Origin of the sequence: Actinoplanes missouriensis 431, from assembly GCF_000284295.1 — a bacterium.
GTDB lineage: Bacteria > Actinomycetota > Actinomycetes > Mycobacteriales > Micromonosporaceae > Actinoplanes > Actinoplanes missouriensis.
The window spans coordinates 7730018-7745951 of record NC_017093.1; the positions used below are offsets into that span (position 1 = coordinate 7730018).

13 protein-coding genes are annotated in these 15934 nt (G+C 71.1%); 2 read left to right on the plus strand and 11 right to left on the minus strand.

From position 1 onward, the window contains the following. Positions 1-57 precede the first annotated feature (57 nt). From AMIS_RS35195 to AMIS_RS35245, 11 genes are all read right to left on the minus strand, one after another. Positions 58-1320, minus strand: a complete 1263-nt coding sequence (locus AMIS_RS35195) for a pectate lyase (protein WP_014447239.1) — start codon at positions 1318-1320, stop codon at positions 58-60. 222 nt (positions 1321-1542) lie between these two features. After that, on the minus strand, positions 1543-3024 hold the full coding sequence (gene gatB, locus AMIS_RS35200) for an Asp-tRNA(Asn)/Glu-tRNA(Gln) amidotransferase subunit GatB (protein WP_014447240.1): 1482 nt from the start codon (positions 3022-3024) through the stop codon (positions 1543-1545). Position 3025: 1 nt separating this feature from the next. Next, positions 3026-4489, minus strand: a complete 1464-nt coding sequence (gene gatA / locus AMIS_RS35205) for an Asp-tRNA(Asn)/Glu-tRNA(Gln) amidotransferase subunit GatA (RefSeq protein ID WP_041831594.1) — start codon at positions 4487-4489, stop codon at positions 3026-3028. A gap of 2 nt (positions 4490-4491) precedes the next feature. Continuing rightward, the gene (gatC, locus tag AMIS_RS35210; RefSeq protein WP_014447242.1) at positions 4492-4791 is read right to left on the minus strand and encodes an Asp-tRNA(Asn)/Glu-tRNA(Gln) amidotransferase subunit GatC; all 300 of its coding nucleotides are present in this window, start codon (positions 4789-4791) and stop codon (positions 4492-4494) included. Between the two features lie 10 nt (positions 4792-4801). Next, positions 4802-7168, minus strand: a complete 2367-nt coding sequence (locus tag AMIS_RS35215) for a putative bifunctional diguanylate cyclase/phosphodiesterase (protein WP_014447243.1) — start codon at positions 7166-7168, stop codon at positions 4802-4804. Positions 7169-7314: 146 nt separating this feature from the next. Then, a complete protein-coding gene (ligA, locus tag AMIS_RS35220; RefSeq protein WP_014447244.1) occupies positions 7315-9582 on the minus strand; it encodes an NAD-dependent DNA ligase LigA in 2268 nt (755 codons plus the stop codon). A gap of 64 nt (positions 9583-9646) precedes the next feature. After that, positions 9647-10636, minus strand: a complete 990-nt coding sequence (locus tag AMIS_RS35225; protein ID WP_014447245.1) for a uroporphyrinogen decarboxylase/cobalamine-independent methonine synthase family protein — start codon at positions 10634-10636, stop codon at positions 9647-9649. Beyond that, complete coding sequence (mnmA, locus tag AMIS_RS35230) at positions 10629-11717, minus strand: tRNA 2-thiouridine(34) synthase MnmA (protein WP_014447246.1); 1089 nt, start codon at positions 11715-11717, stop codon at positions 10629-10631. Before mnmA ends, AMIS_RS35225 begins: the two co-directional genes overlap by 8 nt. A gap of 9 nt (positions 11718-11726) precedes the next feature. Further along, complete coding sequence (locus AMIS_RS35235; protein ID WP_041831596.1) at positions 11727-12902, minus strand: cysteine desulfurase family protein; 1176 nt, start codon at positions 12900-12902, stop codon at positions 11727-11729. Positions 12903-13058: 156 nt separating this feature from the next. Further along, entirely contained in the window at positions 13059-13991 is a 933-nt protein-coding gene (locus tag AMIS_RS35240; RefSeq protein WP_014447248.1) for an electron transfer flavoprotein subunit alpha/FixB family protein, read from the minus strand. A gap of 19 nt (positions 13992-14010) precedes the next feature. Next, positions 14011-14787 (minus strand): electron transfer flavoprotein subunit beta/FixA family protein, encoded by a 777-nt coding sequence (locus tag AMIS_RS35245; protein ID WP_014447249.1) that lies wholly within the window; start codon positions 14785-14787, stop codon positions 14011-14013. Positions 14788-15195: 408 nt separating this feature from the next. On the opposite strand from AMIS_RS35245, the gene AMIS_RS35250 reads away from it, so the two are divergent. Both AMIS_RS35250 and AMIS_RS35255 read left to right on the plus strand, forming a co-directional pair. Then, positions 15196-15579 (plus strand): YidH family protein, encoded by a 384-nt coding sequence (locus tag AMIS_RS35250; RefSeq protein ID WP_014447250.1) that lies wholly within the window; start codon positions 15196-15198, stop codon positions 15577-15579. A gap of 13 nt (positions 15580-15592) precedes the next feature. Then, complete coding sequence (locus tag AMIS_RS35255; RefSeq protein ID WP_014447251.1) at positions 15593-15916, plus strand: DUF202 domain-containing protein; 324 nt, start codon at positions 15593-15595, stop codon at positions 15914-15916. The last annotated feature ends 18 nt before the right edge of the window (positions 15917-15934 follow it).

Below are 15934 nucleotides of genomic sequence, written 5' to 3' on the forward strand. Positions count from 1 at the left end.
TGGGCTGCGGGTGACCGGAGTCCTTGGCCGCCCGCAGCCCACGACTGGGATGGGGGATCAGGAATACGTGATGTCGGACGTCGAGTAACGGCAGTACGTGCCGTCCGGGCCCGAGCCCGTCTTCGTCGGCTCGTTGCCGCTGCTGTTGCCCGTGAAGCGGTCGCAGATGGAGATCTTCCTGGAGCTGTCACCCACGATGACGATCTGGCTGAACGTGGCGGTGTCGCCGTAGTTCGTGTTGATGCCGGCGATCGAGCTGCCCGGCGCGGTGGCACGGATGTTCTGGATCACCACGGTACGTTTGTACTGGGTGGAGCAGTTGCCGCACGAGCGGTACAGCTTGCCGAAGTTCGACACCTGGAAGTTCTTGATGGTCAGAGTGCCGCCGCCGTTGTGCTGGAACACCTTGTCGGACGCGGAGCGCGCGCCGCCGCCGTCGACCGTCGCGACAGTGGAGCTGCCGCCGCGGAAGGTCGCCGCGTCCTCGCCCACGTCGAGCCACCAGACGTTGCGCAGGGTGCAGTTGCCGTCGCAGTGCACGCCGTCGCCGGCCGGGGCGCCGATGATCACGTTGGCGAGGGTGGCGCCGTTGGCGAGCTTGAACATCGGGTCCTGGCTCTCGCTCTGGCCGCCGTCCCCGATGCCGTAGTAGCGCTTGTTGCCGCCGTCGAGGCCGCTGGCCGGTACGGCGATCGTCGCGTTCACCTTCACGCTGCCGGTCTCGGACGGCCACGGCGTGGTCGGGCCGGTGCCGCCTCCCCCGCCGCTGCTGCCCATCTTGATGAGCTGCCACTGCTGGTTGGCGAAGTTCTGGTCGGCGTACTGCACGACGTTGCCGCCGTCTGCCGTGGACCACTCGAAGACCTCGAGCGCCTTGCCGCTGTTCCGGTTGATCAGCTGGATGTTGCTGCCGATGTCCTGGATCTTCCACTGCTGGCTTGTCGCGTTGCGGTCGCCGTTGGACTGGATGATCTGCGCGCCGTCGGCGGTCGAGGCGCCCTGCACGTTGAGGACCTTGCCGCTGTGCTTGGCCTGCAGGCGGTAGTTGCCGCTGCCCATGTCGAGGAACTTGAACTGCTGCCAGTCGCCGTTGTTCTGGCTCCACTGGTTGATCACCGCTCCGTCGGCGGTGGAGTAATTCCAGACGTCCAGCACCTTGCCGCTGTGCTGATTCTTCAGGACGTAGTAGGCGTTCAGGTCGATGCTGGCCGCGCTCGCCTGCTGCGCCGTGACCAGCCCGGCCGCGCCGAGAGCCGCCGTGGCGAGCGTCGTGACCGCCACGGCGGCCCATCGGCGGCCGGGTCCGAGGACGAGACTCATGACTTCCTCTCCGCCCGCCGGGGCGCGGGCGTGGATCAGGGGATGCGAGTGACCGACATTCATCGATGTTGTCGCTCACAAAATCCCTGGTCAAGGGAGGACGTAGTTGCAGTTTGTTGCAGGTTTCCGGGGCGATGGAAGCGCTCCCACGAAACCGCTGGTCAACGCGGAGACGCCCGGCCCCGCAGACTCGCGGGACCGGGCGTCGGCCGTACCGGGAAATCAGGAGACGCCGAGGCGCTCCAAGAGCAACTCGCGGACGGCCTTGGCGTCCGCCTGGCCGCGCGTGGTCTTCATGACCGCGCCGACCAGAGCGCCGGCGGCCGCCACCTTGCCATCACGGATCTTGGCGGCGATGTCCGGGTTGGCGGCGATCGCGTCGTCCACCGCCTTGGTGAGCGCGCCGGTGTCGCTGACCACCTCGAGGCCACGGGCGGCCATCACCTCGGCCGGGTCGCCCTCGCCGGCCACGACGCCCTCCAGCACCTGACGGGCCAGCTTGTCGTTCAGCTTGCCGTCGTCGACCAGCTTCTGCAGCGCGGCGACCTGAGCCGGGGTCGCGCCGACCGCGGCCAGCTCGACGTCCAGCTCGTTGGCGCGGCGGGCCAGCTCGCCCATCCACCACTTGCGGGCGCCGGCCGGGGACGCGCCCGCGGCGATGGTCTCCTCGATCAGCTCGACCGCGCCGGCGTTCGCCACCGACTGCATGTCGATCTCGGAGATGCCCCAGTCCTCGCGGAGACGGGCCCGCTTCACGCTCGGCTTCTCCGGGAGAGCCTCCTTGAGCGCCGCGACCCACGCCCGGTCCGGCGCGATCGGCACCAGGTCGGGCTCGGGGAAGTAGCGGTAGTCGGTCGCGGTCTCCTTGGAGCGGCCCGGACGGGTGTCGCCGGTGGTCTCCTGGAAGTGCCGCGTCTCCTGGAAGATCTTGCCGCCCTCGTCCAGGATGCCGGCCTGCCGGATGATCTCGGAGCGGACGGCGCGCTCGACCGAGCGCAGCGAGTTGACGTTCTTCGTCTCGGTGCGCGTGCCCCACTCCTCCCCCGGCAGGTTCAGCGAGGTGTTCACGTCGCACCGCATCGAGCCCTGCTCCATGCGCACATCGGAGACACCGAGCGAGCGGACGATGTCGCGCAGCTCGGCGACGTAGGCCTTGGCGATCTCCGGGGCGAGCGCGCCCAGGCCGGGGACCGGCTTGGTGACGATCTCGACGAGCGGGATGCCGGCCCGGTTGTAGTCGACGAGCGACTCGGTGGCGCCGTGGATGCGACCGGTGGCGCCGCCGACGTGCAGCGTCTTGCCGGTGTCCTCCTCGATGTGCACCCGCTCGATGCCGATCCGGTGCGTGACGCCGTCCACCTCGACGTCGACGTAACCGTCGACGCAGAGCGGTTCGTCGTACTGCGAGGTCTGGAAGTTCTTCGGCATGTCCGGGTAGAAGTAGTTCTTCCGGGCCATCCGGCACCACTCGGCGATGTCGCAGTTCAGCGCGAGGCCGATCTGGATCGTCGCCTCGATCGCGGCCTTGTTCATCACCGGCAGCGCGCCCGGCAGGGCCAGGCAGACCGGGCAGACCTGGGTGTTCGGCTCGGCGCCGAAGTCGGTCTTGCAACCACAGAACATCTTGGTACGCGTACCGAGCTCGACGTGCGTCTCGAGCCCGATCACCGGCTCGTACTTCGTGAGGATCTCTTCGTATGTCATCTCACAGCTCCGGAGGAGTGAACGAGCCGACAGCGGACTCCAGCGCGGCGGCGACCCGGTACATCCGGTCGTCGGCCATGGTCGGGGCCATGATCTGGAAGCCGACCGGGAGGCCCTCGGAGAGCCCGCAGGGAACCGAGATGGCCGGCCCGCCGTACAGGTTCGTCGGGATCGTGAAGAGGTCGGCGAGGTACATCTGGTACGGGTCGCTGGTCCGCGATCCGAACGGGAACGCCACGAACGGGGTGGTCGGCGAGACCAGCACGTCGACCCGCTCGAACGCGGACTGGAAGTCGCGCGTGATCAGCGTGCGGACCTTCTGCGCCTGGCCGTAATAGGCGTCGTAGTAACCGCTGGAGAGCGCGTACGTCCCGATGATGATGCGGCGCTTCACCTCGGCCCCGAAACCGGCCTCGCGGGTCAGCGACATGACCTCTTCGAGTGAGCGGTTGCCGTCGTCGCCTTCCCGGAGCCCGTACCGCACGCCGTCGAAGCGGGCCAGGTTGCTGGACGCCTCGCTGGGGGCGATCAGGTAGTAGGCAGGCAGGGCGTACTGGAAGTTCGGGCAGGAGACCTCGACGATCTCGGCGCCGAGCTTGACCAGCTTCTCCAGGGACTCGTGGAAGCTGCTCAGAACGCCCGGCTCGGACCCGTCGCCGGCGAACTCCTTGACGACACCCAGCTTCACGCCAGACAAGTCACCATTTTTGCCGAGACGTGCTGCTTTGACGACATCCGGAACCGGGGCGTTGATCGACGTCGAGTCCCGCGGGTCGTAGCCGGCCATCACCGAATGCAGCAGCGCGGTGTCCTCCACGGTCCGGCCGCACGGACCGGGGGTGTCGAGCGAGGACGAGAAGGCGATCAGCCCATAGCGGGAGGTGCCACCATAAGTCGGTTTTGCACCCACGGTTCCCGTAACCGCGCCGGGCTGACGGATTGAGCCACCGGTGTCCGTGCCGATCGCGAGCGGCGCCTCGAAAGCCGCCAGTGCCGCCGACGAGCCGCCACCCGAGCCACCGGGGATCCGGCCCAGGTCCCACGGGTTGTTGGTGGCGCCGTAAGCGCTGTATTCCGTGGACGAGCCCATCGCGAACTCGTCCATGTTGGTCTTGCCGAGGATCGGCATGCCGGCCTGCTTCAGACGCTCCACGATCGTCGCGTCGTACGGCGGCTTCCAGCCCTCAAGGATCTTGGAAGCGGCGGTCGTGGGCACGCCCTTGGTCGTCACCACGTCCTTGACCGCGATCGGCACGCCGGCCAGCGGCCCGGTGATCTCGCCGTTGTCGACCTTCCTCGCCGCCGCCAGAGCACCCTCGCGGTCGACGTGCAGGAAAGCGTGCACCCGCTCGTCGACGGCGGCAATCCGGTCGAGGTGAGCGGTGGTCACCTCGACCGCCGACACCTCCTTGCTAGCGATCTTGGAAGCCAGCGAAGCGGCGCTGAGCCTGGTCAGGTCGGTCACGGTCATTCCTCCTCGTCCAGGATGCGCGGCACCCGGAACCGGGCCTCGTAGGCGTCCGGCGCGCCGGAGAGCGCCTCCTCCTGCGTCAGGCTCGGGGCAGGAACGTCCTCGCGGTACACGTTGGTCAGCGGAACCGAGTGCGAGGTCGGCGGGATGTCGTCCGCGGCCACCTCACCGACCCGGGCGACCGACTGCAGGATCACATCGAGCTGACCCGCGAATCGATCGAGCTCCTCTTCGGTCACGGCGAGCCGCGACAGGCGCGCCAGATGCGCTACCTCTTCGCGGGAGATGGCGGCCATCCTGCCCCCTCTATTGGTTCGACGGTTTGCCTGATTCTATTTTCCGGGGCTGGACCGGCCGGTACCGGGCCAGCCACTCGGCGAGATCGGCGGCCGGCATCGGGCGGGCGTGGAACCAGCCCTGCGCGGTGTGACACCCGGCGGCGGCCAGGAGCCGCCAGGTCGCCTCGTCCTCGACCCCCTCCGCCACGGCGCGCAGGCCGAGCGAATCGGCGAGAGCCACCACCGAGCGTACGATCGCCGCGTCGCCCCGGTCCGTCGCCATCCCCAGCACGAACGACCTGTCGATCTTCACCTCGGAGAGCGGCAGCCGGCGCAGGTGCTGCAACGACGAGTAACCGGTGCCGAAGTCGTCCAGCGAGATCGCCACGCCCATCCGGCTGAGCCGCGTGGTGGTCTCCAGCACCCGGAACGGGTCGGCCATCAGCGCGCTCTCGGTGATCTCCAGCTGGAGCAGGTCGGCGGGGACGGCGTACCGCTGGAGCAGTGCGCCGACCCGGTCCGCGATGTCACCGGAGTGCAGGTCACGGGCGCTCACGTTGACCGCGGCCCGCAACGGCCGGTCCTCCGCGAGCCAGAGCGCCAGCTGGGCGATCACCTCCTCCAGCACACGGGCGGTGAGCAGCCGCATCACCGGGGTCGGCTCGGCCACCCGCAGCAGCTCCTCCGGCCCGACCGTGCCGCGGTGCGGGTGACACCAGCGCAGCAGCGCCTCCACGCCGATCACCTCGCCCGTCGCGATCGCGATCTGCGGCTGGTAGAAGAGCGTTATTCCGTCGTCGTCCTCGCGCAGGGCGGTCCGCAGCTCGGCCAGCAGCGCCAGCCGGTCCGGGGAGTGGTGCGCGGCGTCCGGTCCGTGCACCGCCACCTGGTCGCCGCGCTGCTTCGCCTCGTACATCGCGGCCTCGGCCTCGCGCAGCAGCGTGCCGGCGTCCCGGCGGCCGGACTGCAGCGAGATCCCGATCGAGGCGCTCAGCTCCACCGGCATGCCGTCCAGCGGGAACGGGTCGCTCAGCGCTTCACCCAGGTGCTGCGCGATGCGGCGGGCCGACGCCGGGCCCTCGACCCGGGTGGCGAGCACCGCGAACTCGTCCCCGCCGAGGCGGACCACCAGGTCATGGGACGGGACCACGGTGGTGAGACGGTCCGCGACCCGGGCCAGCAGGCGGTCGCCGGCGCCGTGGCCGAGGGCGTCGTTGACGGTCCGGAACTGGTCCAGGTCCAGCAGCAGCAGCGCACGGCGGCGGTCCGGGGAGCGGTCCGCGATCGCGGCCTGCAGCGCCCGGCGGTTCGGCAGGCCGGTGAGCGCGTCGAACCGGGCGGCCCGCTCGGACTCGCCCGCCCAGCGGACCATCCGGTGCACGGCGTGCAGCGCGAGCAGGGCCAGCGGCAGCAGCGCCGGGCTCACCACGGCCGCGACCAGCAGGATCGGCCCGAGCAGCAGCAGCGCCGCGGTGGCGAGCAGATCGGCGCGCCCGCGGCGGCGGTGGGTGCGCGGTTTGCTGTCGGCGGTCCAGCGGCGCACGCAGGCGGCCACCGCGTACCGGGCGGCGATCCAGGCAGCGGCCGCGGCGCAGGTCAGGGCGGCGTCCCGCCAGCTCGGACCGGCCGCCCCCACCGCTCCGGCCGCCCCGGTTGCCAGGCCCGAGCCGTCCGGCGCGAGGCCCGGCCCGCCGGTGGCGAGGCCCAGCTCGGCCGGGCCGATGCGCAGGCCGGTGAGACCGGCGACCGCGGCGGCCGCGCCGAGCGCGACCGCGTGCTGAAGAGCCAGATGGACGGTACGGCGGACGGAATGGCGCAGCCGCACCCCGGCGACGGTCACCGCCGCGATCTGCACCGCCAGTGCCGGCGGGCCGCCCCAGGCCAGCAGGATCGCGAACGTGAAGCAGATCGACGGAAGGATGATCGCGCTGGCCCGGCGCCCGGGGACCAGGTAGGGACGGGCGTCCGCGATCAGCGCCAGGACGGCCATCACCCAGAAGGCGGCGGGCAACCCGGCGAAGGCGCCCGGGTCGGCCGCCCAGAGGATCAGGCCGCCGGCGATCGAGCCGATCGTCGTGACGATGATCGTGCGCCGGTGCCGCGCGTCCGCCCTGGCGTCGTCTCCGGCCGCGTCGCCGGCACCGCCGCCGCTCGGACGGCCGGCGACCGGCCGGCCGAGATCCGGCCGCATGAGGTCGAGCCGCGTGACATCCGGATGCGCGGCATCCAGGTGCGTGACATCCGGATGCGGGGCATCCGGGTGCGGCCCATCCGGGCATGCGGCCTCCAGACGCATGGTGTCCATGCACCCCGCGTCCATGCGTGTGACATCCGTGCGCGTGACGTCCGCGCCGGCGGGGGACGAGCCGGCCGTGTGCAGGCGAGCGGCATCCATGCGACCTCCATGACGGCCTTGATCACCGATCGCCTACACCATAGATCCACATGGTGCCTTCTAGGCTAAACTACCCATCAGTTACTAAAGCGACATAGCCTCCACCACGCCAGAATGGCACCAATTCCTCCTCCTGGGTGACCCGGTCAGCCCTCGGCAGCCTCGCGCGCCGCTTCCGGGCCGCTGTCCAGCAGAACCGCGAAACCGGCCTCGTCGAGCACCGGAACCTTCAGCGCGATCGCCTTGTCGTGCTTGCTGCCCGGGTTCTCCCCGACCACCACGAAGCCGGTCTTCTTCGAGACCGAGCCGCTCACCTTGCCGCCGCGCGACGTCACCGCCTCGGCGGCCTGGTCGCGGGTGAAGCCGGCCAGCGTGCCGGTGACCACTACCGTCACACCCTCCAGCGGGCGCGGGCCGGAGTCGACCCGCTCGTCGGCCATCTTCACGCCGGCCGCACGCCACTTCGCGACGATCTCCCGGTGCCACGGAACGGTGAACCACTCCCGCAGGCTGTCCGCGATGATCGGCCCCACGCCCTCGACGGCGGCGAGAGGGTCGACCGCCTTGGCCTTCCGCGCGGCCTCCGCAGCCTCGGTGTCCTCCGCGTTCTCCCCGCTCTCCGCGTTCTCCCCGCTCTCCGCTTTCTCCGCGCTCGCCGCTTTCTCCGCGCTATCCGCGCTCGCCGCTTTCTCCGCGCTCTCCGCTTTCTCGGCGGCCTCGGCGGTCGCCGCCACCACCCCGGGCTCGGCCGCCGTCCGGGCGAGCAGCTCCTCCAGAGCCGTCATCGACCCGAACTCGGCCGCCAGCGCCTGGGCCGCCGTCGGGCCGACATGGCGGATCGAGAGCGCCACCAGGATCCGGGCCAGCGGGCGGGATCTCGCCTCGGCCAGGCTCTGCAGCATCTTGCCGGCGTTGGCGCTCAGCTCGCCGTTCTGTTTCACGAAGAACGGCACCTGACGCAGGTGCTCCTCGGTGAGCCCGAACAGATCGCCCTCGTCGTGCAGCACGCCGGAGTCGAGCAGCGCCCGCGCGGCTTTCGCGCCCAGCACCTCGATGTCGAGCACGTCCCGGCTGCCCACGTAGCCCAGCCGCTCGCGGCGCTGACCGGGGCAGAACTCCGCGTTCGGGCAGCGGATGTCGATGTCGCTCTCTTTCGCCGGGGCGAGCGGGGTACCGCAGTCCGGGCAGGCGGACGGCATGACGAACGGGCGCGCGTCGGCCGGTCGCAGGTCCATCACCGGGCCGAGAATCTCCGGGATCACGTCGCCGGCCTTGCGCAGCACCACGGTGTCGCCGATCAGCACGCCCTTGCGGGCCACCTCCTGCTCGTTGTGCAGGGTGGCCTGCGCGACCACCGAACCGGCCACCTTCACCGGCTCGAGCACGGCGAACGGCGTGACCCGGCCGGTGCGTCCCACGTTCACCGCGATGTCGAGCAGCTTGGTGGTGACCTCCTCCGGCGGGTACTTGAAGGCGATCGCCCACCGCGGCGCCCGGCTGGTCGACCCGAGCCGGCCCTGGATCGCCACGTCGTCGACCTTGACCACCACGCCGTCGATCTCGTGCTCCACGTCGTGCCGGTGCTTGCCGTAGTAGTCGATGAACTCGCGGACGCCGGCCATGTCGTCGACAAGCCTCCACCGGGTGCTGGTCGGCAAACCCCAGGCCCGCAACGCGTCGTAGGCGTGCGCCTGGGACGCCGGGTGGAAGCCCTCCCGCGCGCCGATGCCGTGCACCACCATCCGCAGGCCGCGGGAGGCGGTGACCCGCGGGTCCTTCTGCCGCAGGCTCCCGGCGGCCGCGTTACGCGGGTTGGCGAACGGCGGCTTGCCCTGCTCGACGAGCGTCGCGTTCAGATCGGCGAACGCCTCGGCCGGGAAGTAGATCTCGCCGCGCACCTCGAGCAGATCGGGCACGTCGTCGCCGAGCAGCCGCTCCGGGATCTCCCGGATGGTCCGCACGTTGGGCGTCACATCCTCACCGGTGCGCCCGTCACCGCGGGTCGCGCCCCGGATCAGACGGCCTTTCTCATAGGTCAGGTTGATCGCCAGACCGTCGACCTTGAGCTCGCAGAGGAAGCCGACCGGGCCGCCCGCGTCCCGCACGGTCCGCTCGGACCACGCCGTCAGCTCGTCGAAGTTGAACACGTTGTCGAGCGACATCATCCGCTCGGCGTGCTGCACCGGCGTGAACTGCGTGGAGAAGGTGCCGCCCACGTTCTGCGTGGGCGAGTCGGGCGTGCGCAACGCGGGGAACTCGGTCTCCAGCGCCTCCAGCTCGCGCAGGAGCACGTCGAAGTCGGCGTCCGGGATCGTCGGCGCGTCGAGCACGTAATAGCGGTACTGATGACCGCGGATCTCGTCGGCCAGCTCGGCGTGCCGCGCGCTCGCCTGTGGTGTCGGATCCTCGATCAACGCAACCCCCTGGTCAGTGGATACCTAGGAGCACCGTAGCCCCACCCACCGACAAATCCCGGGGTCACACCTCGGAGATCCGGCGCCCCGCTTCGGTGATCGCGGTGAGGACCGCTCGCGCGTACCCCGGCGAGGCGCCCGCCAGGCCGCAGGCCGGCGTGATCACCACCTGCTCGGGCAGGCGCGCCGCCGGGAAGCCCAGCCGCCGCCAGAGCGTGCTCACCCGCTCGGCGACCGCCTTGGCGTCCGGCCGGGTCGTCCCGGTCGACGGCGCCGCGCCGGCGAAGACGCCCAGTCCGGCCTCGATCGCCTCACCGAGCGGGTCGAGGTCCTTGACCAGCGACAGGTCGAGCGCCACCGCGGAGGCCGTGGCGTCCCGGATCACCTGCAGCGGCACCGAGGGAGCGCAGCAGTGGACGACGACCGGCACCTCGACGGCGGAGACGACGGTACGCAGGCGGGTGGCGGCGTCCGGGCCGTCCACCTCCCGATAGGCGGAGAGGCCGCTCTCGGTCGGCACCCGGCCGGCCAGCACGGCGGGCAGCGACGGCTCGTCGAGCTGCAGCAGCACCGTCGCGCCCGGAACACGTTTGCGCACGTCGGCGACGTGCCGCCGGAGGCCCTCGGCGAGCGAGTCGGTCAAGTCCCGGACCGCGCCCGGGTCACGCAGCAGACGGCCGCCGATCGGCAGGTCCAGGCCGGCGGCCAGGGTCCACGGCCCGGTCGCCTGGACCTTCAGCGTGCCGGTGAACCCGTCGCCCTGCTCGGTGAGCTGGTCCAGGTCTCGTTCCAGCAGGTCAGCCGTGCGACGCTGGTCCTTGCCGGGCCGCGAGGCGATCTGCCAGCGGCCGGCGTAGAGCTGCACCGGCAACTCGACCAGGAACCCGGCGCCCCGGCCGATCATGTCGGCGCCCGGGCCACGGCCCGGCAGCTCGGCGAGATGCGGCAGCAGCGGCAGCTCGCCGAAGACGATCCGCTGCGCCTCGTCGATGTCGGTGCCGGGCAGCGAGCCGATGCCGGTGGCGGAACCGGCCGGCCAGGGGAAATCAGGCATCGACGGCGGCCCGGCTTCCCTCGGTGATCGTCGCGGAGCCCAGCACGATGTCACCGTCGGCGTCCGGCTGGTAGGCGACGATGGCCTGACCGGCGGCGACACCGCGAGCCGGCGACTTCAAGCGGGCGGTCAGCACGTCACCGGCCACCGACACGGAGGCCTCGACCACCTCGCCGTGGGCCCGCAGCTGCACCTCGCAGTCCGAGATGTCCGCCGCGGAGTGCCAGATCGGACGAGCGGCGCTGACCACGTCGACCTCGAGGTCCTCACGCGGGCCGACCGTCACCGTGTTCGACACCGGGGTGATCGACAGCACGTAGCGCGGCCGGCCGTCAGCGGCCGGGACGCGCAGATCGAGGCCCTTGCGCTGACCGATGGTGAAGCCGTAAGCCCCGTTGTGGGTGCCCAGTTTCTCGCCGGTCCGCCCGTCCACGATGTCGCCGGGGGCCGACCCGAGCCGGCTCTCCAGGAAGCCACGGGTGTCACCGTCGGAGATGAAGCAGATGTCGTGCGAGTCGGGCTTGTCGGCGACGGCCAGCCCGCGCTCCGCGGCCTCGGCCCGGACCCGCTCCTTGGTCGAGTCGCCGAGCGGGAACATCGCCCGGTCCAGCTGCGCCCGGGTCAGCACGGCCAGCACGTACGACTGGTCTTTCGCCAGGTCGACGCTGCGCCGCAGCAGCCCGTCGGCGCCCAGCCGGGCGTGGTGGCCGGTGACCACCGCGTCGAAGCCGAGCGCCACCGCCCGGTCCAGCACCGCCGCGAACTTGATCTTCTCGTTGCAGCGCAGGCACGGGTTCGGCGTGCGGCCCGCCGCGTACTCGTTCACGAAGTCGTCGACCACGCTGTCGTGGAACTCCTCCGCCATGTCCCAGACGTAGAACGGGATGCCGATCACATCGGCGGCGCGGCGCGCGTCCCGGGAGTCCTCCAGGGTGCAGCAGCCGCGCGCTCCGGTCCGGAACGTCTGTGGGTTACGCGCCAGCGCCAGGTGGACGCCGGTGACGTCGTGCCCGGCGTCACGGGCCCGCGCCGCCGCCACCGCGGAATCGACACCACCCGACATCGCCGCAAGAACTCGCATGACACCAGCCTATCTGGGTGTCTTCCACGCTCCGGCCCGGCGGGCACGCTCGACGGCGCCGGGCAGCGCGGCGAGCAGCGCCTCGACGTCCTCGCCGGTGCTGTCGTGGCCGAGCGTGAACCGCAGCGAGGACCGCGCCCGCGCGTCGTCGGCACCCATCGCGAGCAGCACGTGGCTCGGCTGGGCCACGCCGGCCGAGCAGGCCGAGCCGGTCGAGCAGTAGACCCCCTGCGCGTCCAGGAGCAGCAGCAGCGCATCGCCCTCGCAGCCGGGGAAGGAGAAGTGCGCGTTGCCGGGGAGCCGCTCCCCGGCCGCGCCGTTGAAGATCACATCGGGGATCAGCGCCCGGACCCGGGCCACCAGGTCGTCACGGAGGGCGGCGACGCGCTGCGCGTACTCGTCGCGGGTCTTGACCGCTGCCTCGACGGCGGTGGCGAACGCCACCACACCGGCCGTGTCCAGGGTCCCGGAGCGCACGTCGCGTTCCTGCCCGCCGCCGTGCAGCAGCGGGGTGACCGCCACGTCCCGGCCCAGCAGCAGCGCGCCCACCCCGACCGGGCCACCGAGCTTGTGCCCGGTGAGCGTGAGCGCGGCCGCGCCGCTCGCCGCGAAGTCGACCGGGATCTGGCCGGCCGCCTGGACCGCGTCGGTGTGGAACGGGATGCCGGCGGCGGCCGCGAGACCGGCCAGCTCGGCGATCGGCTGGATCGTGCCGACCTCGTTGTTCGCCCACTGCACGCTGATCACGGCGATCCGCTCGCCGGCCTCGGCGATCAGCTCGGCCACCGCCGCGGGCAGCACCCGGCCGTCGCCGTCCACCGGCAGCGTCACCACCTGGGCGCCCTCCCGCGCGCCCAGCCAGTCGGCCGCGTCCAGCACCGCGTGATGCTCGACCGAGGAGACGACCACGAGGTCGCGCGCGGGGTCGGCCGCACGCCGCGACCAGAAGATGCCTTTGACCGCCAGGTTGTCGCTCTCGGTCCCGCCACCCGTGAAGATCACTTCGGAGGGGCGTGCGCCGAGCACCGCGGCGATCCGCTCGCGCGACTCCTCGACCAGGCGCCGGGCGCCGCGACCGGCGGCATGCAGGGACGACGGATTGCCGACCTCCCGCGCCGCCTCGACGTAGGCGTCGAGCGCGGCGGGAAGCATCGGCGTGGTCGCCGCGTGATCCAGGTAGGCCATCACGTCCAAGCTTAGGCCGTGCTCAGCCGGAAACCTCCAGCCGTCCAGCCGCCCGAGATCAAGGTCAAATTCTGTGGGTACGGGAACAATCCGCCCGTACCCAATAAACCGAAACGGCCCGGCGGCGAACCACCGGGCCGTTCGCGAGCACGTGGCTCACTTACGCTTGCGCACCTCGTCGGCGGCCTGCGGGACGACCTTGAAGAGGTCGCCCACGACACCGAAGTCGGCGAGCTCGAAGATCGGCGCCTCGGCGTCCTTGTTCACCGCGACGATGGTCTTCGAGGTCTGCATGCCGGCCCGGTGCTGGATCGCGCCGGAGATGCCGAGCGCAACGTAGAGCTGCGGCGACACGGTCTTGCCGGTCTGGCCGACCTGGAACTGGTGCGGGTAGTAACCCGAGTCGACCGCCGCGCGGGACGCGCCGACCGCGCCGCCGAGCAGGTCGGCGAGCTCCTCGACCAGCTTGAAGTTGTCGGCGTTGCCGACGCCGCGGCCACCGGAGACGACGATGCCGGCCTCGGTGAGCTCGGGGCGCGAGCCCTTCTGCTCGACGACCCGCTCGACGACCTTGGTCAGCTTGTCCTTGTCGGACACCGTGACGGTCAGCTGCTCGATCGCGGGCGACGCCGCGGCGGGCTCCGGTGTGACCGAGTTCGGGCGGATGGTGACGATCGGCAGGCCCTTGGTGACCTTGGACTTGACGATCGTGGAGCCGGCGAAGACCACCTGGGTGGCGGTGCCGTCGGCCTCGACCGCGACCGCGTCGGTGAGCAGGCCGTTGTCCAGCTTGACCGCCAGGCGACCGGCGATCTCCTTGCCCTCCTGGGTGGAGCCCAGCAGCACGGCGGCCGGCTGCACCCGGTTGACCAGCTCGGCCACGACGGCGGCCTTCGGGGCGACCAGGTAGCCCTCGACGTCCTCGCCGGACGCCACGTAGATCTTCTCGGCGCCGTACTCACCGAGCTTGGCGGTGTCGGCCTCGCCGAACACCACCGCGGAGACCGAGCCCAGACCGCGAGCGATCGTGAGCATCTCCAGCGTGACCTTCTTGACGCCGGCCTCGACGACGACCAATACCTCAGCCATGTCCTCTACCTCTCCCGGCTCAGACGAACTTCTCGGTGGCGAGGAACGCGACAAGCTGCGTGCCGCCGTCGCCCTCGTCGATGACCTTGGTGCCGCCGGAACGCGCCGGCCGCTTCGAGAACTCCAGCACCTGGCTGGTGGCGCCGGCGAAGCCGACCTCGTCGGCAGCGACGCCCAGGTCGGCCAGGCTCAGGCTCTGCACCGGCTTCTTCTTGGCGGCCATGATGCCCTTGAAGGACGGGTACCGAGGCTCGTTGATGGTGTCCCAGACGCTCACGATCGCCGGGGTGGCGGCCGTGACGACCTCGTAGCCCTCGTCGGTCTGCCGCTCGACGGTCAGCTGCGAGCCGTCCACGGTCAGCTTGCGGGCGCCGGTCAGGGCGGCCACGCCGAGACGCTCGGCCAGCATGTGCGGCACGACCTGGACGCGGCCGTCGGTGGACTCCGCGCCGCAGAGGATCAGGTCGGCGTTGAGCGTGCCGAGAGCGGCGGCGAGGACCTTGGAGGTGGCGACCGCGCAGGAGCCGTGGAGGGCGTCGTCCTGAACGTGGACGGCCTTGTCGGGGCCCATGGAGAGCGCCTTGCGGATCGACTCGGTCGCGCCGGCCGGGCCGACCGTCAGGACGGTCACCTCGCCGCCGTGCGCTTCCTTGATCTTCAGCGCTTCCTCGATGGCGTATTCGTCCATCTCGTTGATGACGTTGCTCGAGGACGCCCGGTCCACCGAGTAGTCGGCGCTCAGGGTGCGCTCGGCACCGGAGTCGGGTACCTGCTTGACCAGTACGACGATATTCATCGCGCTCCTACGACCCTCCTGTATTGAACGCACCGTTGCGGTCGCCCGTCCGCCGGCATCTCGCACCTTCGCGGCGGACATGTCGGCAAGGTTACCCGCCAGTAGCTTCCGTGTTGCCGGCCACCCAGAGTGACACACCTCACCCACGAGACGATCACGATCGCTACAGTGAGCACAGAGGAGGTGTCACGACATGTCCGGCCAAAACGTCTCACTCGTGGACGACACCAGCCCGCCCACGCCCCATAATCTCTCACCCGGCAACTTAACGGCGCCTCAGTCCCACGGCCGCGCCGGGCCTGACTCTCCGTGGTGCCTCTGCGGCCGCCCCCGGGAGGCCTGCGTCAGTGACGAAGTCCGCACCCTGTGGCACCCCCTTCTTGACCCGGCAGGTCAATAATCGGCGTCGTGCTCGGTGACCTGACGCTGTGGTTCGACCCGGAAAGATCGTCGAAGGTGGGCACCACCCCGGACTACCGGTTCTCGCTCGCCAACGAACGGACGTTTCTCGCCTGGATCCGCACCGGCCTCGCGCTGATCGCGGGCGGCCTGGCCTGCGCCCAGTTCCTGCCGCCGCTCCCGATCGAGCACCTCCGCGAGATCATCTCCATCCTGTTGCTGCTGCTCGGCGGCCTGGTCGCGCTGCGCGCCGTGGATCACTGGGCGCGCACCGAACGCGCCATGCGGCTCGGCGTGGACCTCCCCCGGTCCCGCTTCCCCGCGGTGCTCGCGCTGGTGGTGGCGGTCGGCGCGGTGGCGCTGATCGTCGCCGTGCTGGTCCAGGTCTTCTGATCTTCTGTATTCGATGCCTGATCCCACACCGGGCGCGGCCACCGACCCCGGGGCGGCGCCCCAGCGCACCCGGCTGGCCTGGCGCCGTACCGGCCTCTCCGCCGCCGCGGTGGCGCTGCTCTCCGTCCGGCCCGCCTTCTCCCCCGGCGCCGGCCCGCCGGAATGGCTGGCCGCGGCCGGCGCGATGATCTGCTGGGCCGCCCTGGTCGGCATCGCCCTGCACCGCGCTCCCGGTCTGCGCGCCCCCGTCCCGGCCGTCGTTCCGCGGTCGATCCGGGCCTACGCGCTGATCACCGTGGCGCTGGCGGCGCTCGCCGGATGGGTTGTCATGCTCTGATCGTCGCCGTCCCGGCTC